This is a genomic window from Pseudomonas sp. NPDC098747, from assembly GCF_044760045.1.
Lineage (GTDB): Bacteria > Pseudomonadota > Gammaproteobacteria > Pseudomonadales > Pseudomonadaceae > Aquipseudomonas.
The window spans coordinates 41143-47953 of record NZ_JBIWAL010000043.1 but is presented as its reverse complement, the minus strand read 5'-3'; the positions used below and the strand labels follow the sequence as shown (position 1 = coordinate 47953).

The following is a 6811-nucleotide window of genomic DNA, read 5'->3' as shown; positions in this document are numbered from 1 at the left end:
ATTATCGGTCAGATGAACCAGATCATTGGTCAGTCGCGTACCGAGCTGTCGGAAAATGCTCCGACCATGATTGCGATGAAAATCGACACCGACAAAATCCGTGATGTTATCGGTAAAGGTGGCGCGACCATCCGTGCGATCTGCGAAGAAACCAAGGCTTCGATCGACATCGAAGACGACGGTTCGATCAAGATCTTCGGCGAAACCAAGGAAGCTGCTGAAGCTGCACGTCAGCGCGTTCTGGGCATCACCGCTGAAGCCGAGATCGGCAAGATCTACGTCGGCAAGGTTGAGCGCATCGTCGACTTCGGCGCATTCGTCAACATCCTGCCGGGCAAGGACGGTCTGGTTCACATCTCGATGCTGAGCGACGCTCGCGTTGAGAAAGTGACCGACATCCTGAAAGAAGGCCAGGAAGTGGAAGTGCTGGTACTGGACGTGGACAACCGCGGCCGTATCAAACTGTCCATCAAAGACGTGGCAGCAGCCAAGGCTTCGGGCGTTTAATTACCCCAAGGCGTTAGCGCAATAAAAATGCCCCGCCGTGAAAACGGCGGGGCATTTTTTTGCCTGTAGCAAACGTTAAAAGATCGCGGGCTGCCGTGGCTCCGACAGTGAGCGGTGTAGGCGCTGCGAACTTTGCGTTTGTGAAAACCGGTGCTAGTTTTACCCCACCGCCCGTGTAGCTCAGCCGGTAGAGCAGCGCACTCGTAACGCGAAGGTCGCAGGTTCGATTCCTGTCTCGGGCACGATCCTCCTTATTTCACCTTGCGGCTAAGATCCTCGACGGTACGTTTGAGCTGGTCCATTGCTCGGTCCTGATCGTTGATTTTCTGCTTCAGGTTCGATATCTCACTGCTGCTCGAATTGGAGCTTGAGCCACTGTTGCGCTTGAGTTCTTCAACCTGGCGGCCGAGTGTGTCCAACTCACGATCCTGCTCTTTGACCTTGTTCTTCAATTCGTCGACTTCCTTGCCGCTCGAACTCGAGTTGGAGCCGCTGCTGCGCTTGAGTTCTTCGATCTGGCGCGATTGATCGCTAACGGTGTCACGCATCTTTTTCAGTTCATCGATGCTGATGTCACTTCGGATGACGACTTCTTTGCCGTAATCGTTGTGAATCAGAGAAACCTTGTCGCCGTAGGACGGGCTGCTGTTGCTCAACTCGACAGCCATTGCGCTTGCCGGCAAAGCCAGAGCGACGATCAGAGCCGTCGTGGACACAACAGGGGACATTTTCAAAAAGCTGCGCATCACTGGTTTTCCTTGTGAACAGCGGATGAGTGCCGAAGTGGCACATCGCTATGACTGGAAATCGGCATTTATGTTCCGCAGGTCAACTTTTTGTGTGAGAGATGTAAAGAGCCGTGTAATTCATCACGCAAACGTCCTATATTCGGTGCCTGCATGAGCATCGCCTGCAGTTTTCAGATGATCCCGAATGGTTCCGAAGGCCGGACAATCCGCGTCAGAGAGATCCTTGATGATCCAGATCCATCTTCCATTCCTATGATCAACGAGAACGACATGACCGAATTAACTCAAGAGCAACGCCACGAACAAGCGCTGGAAAAATACCTTCTGGACGTGCCCGATCTGAAGGAAGAGATCAAGGACTTGAGTCCCGATGATCAGAAAGATCAGATCCAGTGGGCATTCGAAGACGAAGCTGAAGCCCAGGGTTTGCAGCCATGGGAACTGACGCTCAAGTACACGAGCACGCCGGAGGAGTTCGAGGCCCAGCGCCTTGTTCTGCACAAAGAGGCGGCTGAAGTGCTCGGCGTCGAGTGGGACGAATACTGCGAGATGAACAATCTGGTGGTTTGAAGCAAAAACGCCAGCCTCAATCGGGCTGGCGTTTTTATTGCGTGCGGTCTTCAGAGGCTGAGACGCATCGACAGGTCAACCGCCTTCACATCCTTGGTCATCGCGCCAATCGAGATGTAATCCACCCCGGTCTCGGCGATTGGCAACAGCGTGTTTTCGTTGATGCCGCCGCTGGCCTCCAGTTTTGCCTTGCCGCCGTTCAGGCGCACGGCTTCACGCATGTCGTCCAGGCTCAGTTCGTCGAGCATGATGATGTCGGCGCCGGCCTCCAGCGCTTCCTTCAGCTCTTGCAGACTTTCCACTTCAATCTCCACCGGTTTGCCCGGTGCTATCTTGTGCGCGGCGGCAATGGCTTGGGCGATGCCACCGCTGGCAGCGATGTGGTTTTCCTTGATCAGGAACGCGTCGTACAGGCCGATACGATGGTTGTGGCAACCGCCGCAGGTCACGGCATATTTCTGCGCCAGACGCAGGCCCGGCAGGGTTTTGCGGGTGTCGAGCAGCTTGACCTGAGTCTCGCCCACGAAGTCTGCCAAATACTGCGCGCGGGTTGCCACGCCGGAAAGCAATTGCAGGAAGTTCAAGGCACTGCGCTCACCGGTCAGCAACGAACGGGCCGGGCCCTCCAGATGAAACAGCGGCTGATTGGGTTTCACCCGCTCGCCATCGATTACCTGCCAATGCACCGCCACCCGTGGATCGAGCTGGCGAAACACCGCATCGACCCACGCCGTGCCGCAGATAACAGCCTCGTCGCGAGTGATGATGGTGGCTTTGGCCAGACGTTCGGCCGGGATCAGTTGCGCGGTGATGTCGCCGCTGCCGATGTCTTCGAGCAACGCACGGCGCACGTTGGCTTCGATTTCGGCGGTCAAATCGGCGAGACGTAGATTCGGCATAACGGGCTCCACAAACAAAGTGATTCGATTATAGGGGCATGGCACGAGCCAACCCAAGGCGAGAACTCGCGTGCCTGACTGCATCTGGTCGATTTCTTTGAGTAAACCCGGTTTGGCGTGGTCAGTTGAGGGTGACCGGGCGGGCATAGGGGAAACCCTGACGCCTATAGCGCCGGGGACATCTTTTGCAAGATAATCCGCCTTGTATTTGACGTCATAGGCTTGACGTCTTTTTTGGCTGAGTTACTGAACCCTGTGGGAGCGAGCTTGATCGCGATTGCGGGGTGTCATTCACCAGCGATGTCATCGACAGATCGCCTTCGCGAGCAAGCTCGCTCCCACAGGGCGGTGTCCTGACTCACCCAAAGAATCACCGTTTCAGGAGGCTTGGATGCACAACGACGGGAAAGTAGTGCCTTTGCACAAGGCGTCTACCGATCAGGCGAATCACTCGCCGCTCGCCCGCCTGCCTGTGATTCTGCTTCAGGTTCGCGACAAGGCTGCCCAGCAACTGCGCCACGGGTTGCAGGAGCTGTTCGATAACGCCGACGATACCCTGTTCGAAATGGCCGACCGGGCGCGCAACGACGTCGAGCAGAACATCTTTTTTGAAGCGATGCGCGACTTGCGCCTCAAACGCAAAAACATCGAGCGCGGCTTTCTCGAGCAGTTCTTCGAAGCCTTTGTCGGCCTCACTCAATACGAACCCGCGCATATCACGCTGCCGCGCCCGTTGCTGTTCGAAGACTGCGCACCGCGCACCGACGACATGGAACGCAGCGTCGCCGTGGAGACTATGGTCGGCCGCGTGCTCAAGCGTGATGGCTTCGCCCTTGGTCAACTGACCGCTCGCCTCAACGCATTGCTGGGTAATTCCTTTGCCGATCAACACAATCCGCTCGGCCCGGCGCTGCTCTGTGAGTTCTTCTTGCAGGCCGGGCGCAACCTGGGCGTGGAGATCAAGGTCAAGCTGATCCTGCTCAAGCTGTTCGAGCGCTATGTGCTGGCCGACACCGAACAGCTGTATGCCGAAGCCAATCAGTTGCTCAGCGCCACCGGCGTGTTGCCCGAGCTGAAACCGGCACCGGCGCGCCGCGCGATAGATCGTGCGGCGGCCAGCATCGTTCGCGAAGAAAGCGCTGAGCCTGTACCGGCGGACGAAGATGTCCAGGAAGTCTTCGCCGCGTTGCAGGAGTTGCTGCTGCATGTGCGCGGCAGTGTTGCGCCGACCCTCGAACCGAGCGCCGCCGCCCAGCCGATCAGCACGCGTGACCTGCTGCGCCTGCTCTCGCACTTGCAACAATATGTGCCGGCGTTGGCGGCCCAGGACGACTTCGACCTGCGTAACCAGCTCGAGCAGCTGCTGACACGTGTCAGCGTCAGAAGTGGCAAGTCACGGATAATCGTCGGCGCTGACGAGGACGTGATCAATCTGATTACCATGATCTTTGACTGCATCCTCGAAGACCGCAATGTGCCGGACTCGCTCAAGACCTTGATCGCACGCTTGCAGATTCCGATGCTCAAGGTCGCCGTGCTCGACAAGAGTTTCTTCAGCCGCAGCAGCCACCCGGCGCGGCGTCTGCTCAATGAAATCGCCCATGCGGCCATGGGCTGGGGCGATTGCGACGGTCAGGCACGCGACAGCCTGTATCTGCGTATCGAACAGGTGGTGCAGCGCCTGCTGACCGATTTTGTCGATGACCCGGCGATATTTTCTGAACTGCTGGCTGACTTCCTTGCTTTCACCAGTGACGAACGTCGGCGCAGCGAATTACTTGAGCAGCGTCTGCGCGATGCCGAAGAGGGGCGGGCGAAAACCGAGCTTGCGCGGCGACGAGTCGAGCATGCGTTGAACCAGGCGCTGTTGGGCAAAGCCTTGCCGCCGTCGGTGGTGACCTTCGTGCAGGATGCCTGGAGCAAAGTATTACTGCTGGCTTGCCTCAAACATGGCGATCAGTCCGCCCAATGGCAGGCTGATGTGCAGACCTTGGAGCAACTGATCTGGAGCGTGCAGCGTCACGATGATGCTGACGCTGGCATGCGCCTGCTGGCGCTAGTGCCGGGGTTGCTGAAGTCGTTGCGCGAGGGCCTGACCCGTTCGGCATTTGATCCGTTTGCCACCAGCGAATTTTTCTCTGAGCTGGAAACGCTGCATGTGCGCGTGCTTGAAGCTCCAACTGATGCAGATCCAGTCGAACTAACGGCATTGATTGAAGTGTCGCAGCAAATCGTGTTGCAAACCGCTGACGAGGGCGCGATGTCGCTAGCGTCGGCGCGTTTGTCACACAACGATGCCGGCCAGCAACAGGTTGATCAATTGCGCTTGGGCAGTTGGGTTGCGTTTCAGGAAGACGAAGAAAACACCCTGCGCTGTAAGCTTGCAGCAATCATCGAAGCGACCGGCAAGTACGTGTTTGTCGACCGTACCGGCATGAAAGTGCTGGAGCGCAGCCGCATCGGCCTGGCCCTTGAGTTCCAGCGTGGTGCGGTGCGTGCGCTGGACGACACCTTGTTGTTCGACCGGGCGCTGGAGTCGGTGTTGGGCAATCTACGGCGACTCAATCGCGCCAAGTGATCGCGCGCCGGGGGTCGATCACGGCATACTGGGCGCCAACACAGTCGGCGTTGAAGGAATCGGTATGCAGTTGGATCCCGCTAGCGGGTGGTGTCACGGGGTGCAGGCCTGCCCATCGCCCAACTTCAATGAACGCCCTGCGGGCGAAATATCCCTGTTGGTTATCCACAACATCAGCCTGCCACCGGCGCAGTTCGCGACCGGCAAGGTGCAGGAATTTTTCCAGAATCGTCTGGATGTCACCGAACATCCCTACTTTGCAGGGATTGCCGACCTACGGGTCTCGGCACATTTTCTGATCGAACGTGACGGCAAGGTCACCCAGTTTGTCTCCTGTCTTGAGCGGGCGTGGCATGCAGGCGTGTCGATTTTTGAAGGGCGCGAAACCTGTAACGATTTTTCCGTGGGCATTGAGCTCGAAGGCACCGATGATCTGCCGTTCACCGATGCGCAGTATCAGGCGTTGACGGCGCTGACCCGCCAGTTGCAGGCAGCATTTCCGGCTATCACCGGCGCCCGTATTTGCGGGCACAGCGACATTGCACCCGGGCGTAAGACTGATCCTGGCCCGGCATTCGACTGGGCGCGTTACCGCGCGGCCCTGGCACAAGAGGAAGGACAATGAGTTTTCTGGTGTTACTGCTGGCGCTGTGGATCGAGAAATTCTCGGCCCTGCGCCATCGGGTTCAGCGCGATGGCGGATGGATTCGCGAACTGAACAAACTCGAAACCAGCGAGCGACTGGCCAAACAGCCATGGCTGGTACTGACGATTCTGGTGCTGCTGCCGGTGGCTTTGCTGGCCCTGTTGCTGGTGGTGCTGGAGCCGGTGGCGTACGGCTTGCTGGCCCTGCCGGTGCATTTGCTGGTGGTGATTTACAGTCTGGGGCGCGGCGACTTGCTCGGCGGACTTGGGCCGTTTCGTGATGCCTGGCGTCGTGAGGATCTGCAAGCAGCGGCGCATGTGGCCAAGCGCGATCTGAATATCTGCGCCGACAGCGGCGAGCAATTGCTCGATCGGGTGCAGGAGCATTTGTTGTGGCAGGCTTATCAAAGCTTCTTTGCCGTGATCTTCTGGTATTTCCTGCTCGGCCCGGTGGCGGCACTGGCTTATCGCTTGTTGGCGCTGGCGCAAGAGCACGGGCAGAACCCGGCGCTGGTCGAACGTGCCGCGCAACTGCGCCATGCCTTCGACTGGGTACCGGTGCGCCTGTTGGCGGCGAGTTTTGCCCTGGTTGGCAACTTCGTTGCGGTCAGCCGGGTAATGCTGCACGAATTGCTGAACTGGAACATCAGCGCTGCGCACCTGATCAACAAGGTCGGATTGGCAGCGGGGGAGATCCCGCCTCCTGTGGTAGGGCCGGAAGGCATCAACACCCTTGATTGCCTGTGGGAACTGCTGCTGCGTGCGGCGGTGCTGTGGTATGCCGGGTTTGCCTTGTGGATCGTCTTGATTCACTAAGTGAACACCTTTGTGGCGAGGGGATTTATCCCCGTTCGGCTGCGCAG

Annotated in this window: 7 protein-coding genes and 1 tRNA gene; 6 read left to right on the top strand and 2 right to left on the bottom strand. The window is 58.2% G+C overall.

Annotated features, from left to right (window positions below; translation table 11 throughout):
* Together ACIQVE_RS22095 and ACIQVE_RS22090 are read left to right on the top strand one after the other, a co-directional pair.
* Positions 1-507 (top strand): S1 RNA-binding domain-containing protein (locus ACIQVE_RS22095; protein WP_402812151.1); only part of this gene is annotated, 507 nt, incomplete at its 5' end.
* Between the two features lie 169 nt (positions 508-676).
* A tRNA-Thr gene (locus tag ACIQVE_RS22090) sits at positions 677-749 on the top strand.
* A gap of 9 nt (positions 750-758) precedes the next feature.
* On the opposite strand, the gene ACIQVE_RS22085 is transcribed toward ACIQVE_RS22090, so the two are convergent.
* Complete coding sequence (locus ACIQVE_RS22085; protein ID WP_402812148.1) at positions 759-1253, bottom strand: hypothetical protein; 495 nt, start codon at positions 1251-1253, stop codon at positions 759-761.
* Positions 1254-1526: 273 nt separating this feature from the next.
* On the opposite strand from ACIQVE_RS22085, the gene ACIQVE_RS22080 reads away from it, so the two are divergent.
* The gene (locus ACIQVE_RS22080; RefSeq protein WP_042608866.1) at positions 1527-1826 is read left to right on the top strand and encodes a DUF6388 family protein; all 300 of its coding nucleotides are present in this window, start codon (positions 1527-1529) and stop codon (positions 1824-1826) included.
* Between the two features lie 50 nt (positions 1827-1876).
* Here ACIQVE_RS22080 and nadC read toward each other — a convergent pair whose 3' ends face one another.
* Positions 1877-2725 carry a carboxylating nicotinate-nucleotide diphosphorylase gene (gene nadC, locus ACIQVE_RS22075; protein ID WP_402812144.1) on the bottom strand — a complete coding sequence of 283 codons (849 nt, stop codon included), beginning with the start codon at positions 2723-2725 and terminating at the stop codon, positions 1877-1879.
* 391 nt (positions 2726-3116) lie between these two features.
* Between nadC and ACIQVE_RS22070 the strand changes: the two genes are divergently transcribed.
* From ACIQVE_RS22070 to ampE, 3 genes are all read left to right on the top strand, one after another.
* Complete coding sequence (locus ACIQVE_RS22070; protein ID WP_402812142.1) at positions 3117-5303, top strand: DUF1631 domain-containing protein; 2187 nt, start codon at positions 3117-3119, stop codon at positions 5301-5303.
* A 64-nt stretch (positions 5304-5367) separates the two neighbouring features.
* The gene (gene ampD / locus ACIQVE_RS22065) at positions 5368-5928 is read left to right on the top strand and encodes a 1,6-anhydro-N-acetylmuramyl-L-alanine amidase AmpD (protein ID WP_402812139.1); all 561 of its coding nucleotides are present in this window, start codon (positions 5368-5370) and stop codon (positions 5926-5928) included.
* Positions 5925-6764, top strand: a complete 840-nt coding sequence (gene ampE / locus ACIQVE_RS22060; RefSeq protein WP_402812136.1) for a regulatory signaling modulator protein AmpE — start codon at positions 5925-5927, stop codon at positions 6762-6764. The genes ampD and ampE overlap by 4 nt, the downstream gene beginning before the upstream one ends.
* The last annotated feature ends 47 nt before the right edge of the window (positions 6765-6811 follow it).

Excerpts from the sequence above, each read along its gene's own strand:
- ACIQVE_RS22085 (WP_402812148.1), bottom strand. The coding sequence starts at position 1,253 with ATGCGCAGCTTTTTGAAAATGTCCCCTGTTGTGTCCACGACGGCTCTG.
- ACIQVE_RS22080 (WP_042608866.1), top strand. The coding sequence starts at position 1,527 with ATGACCGAATTAACTCAAGAGCAACGCCACGAACAAGCGCTGGAAAAA.
- nadC (WP_402812144.1), bottom strand. The coding sequence starts at position 2,725 with ATGCCGAATCTACGTCTCGCCGATTTGACCGCCGAAATCGAAGCCAAC.
- ACIQVE_RS22070 (WP_402812142.1), top strand. The coding sequence starts at position 3,117 with ATGCACAACGACGGGAAAGTAGTGCCTTTGCACAAGGCGTCTACCGAT.
- ampD (WP_402812139.1), top strand. The coding sequence starts at position 5,368 with ATGCAGTTGGATCCCGCTAGCGGGTGGTGTCACGGGGTGCAGGCCTGC.
- ampE (WP_402812136.1), top strand. The coding sequence starts at position 5,925 with ATGAGTTTTCTGGTGTTACTGCTGGCGCTGTGGATCGAGAAATTCTCG.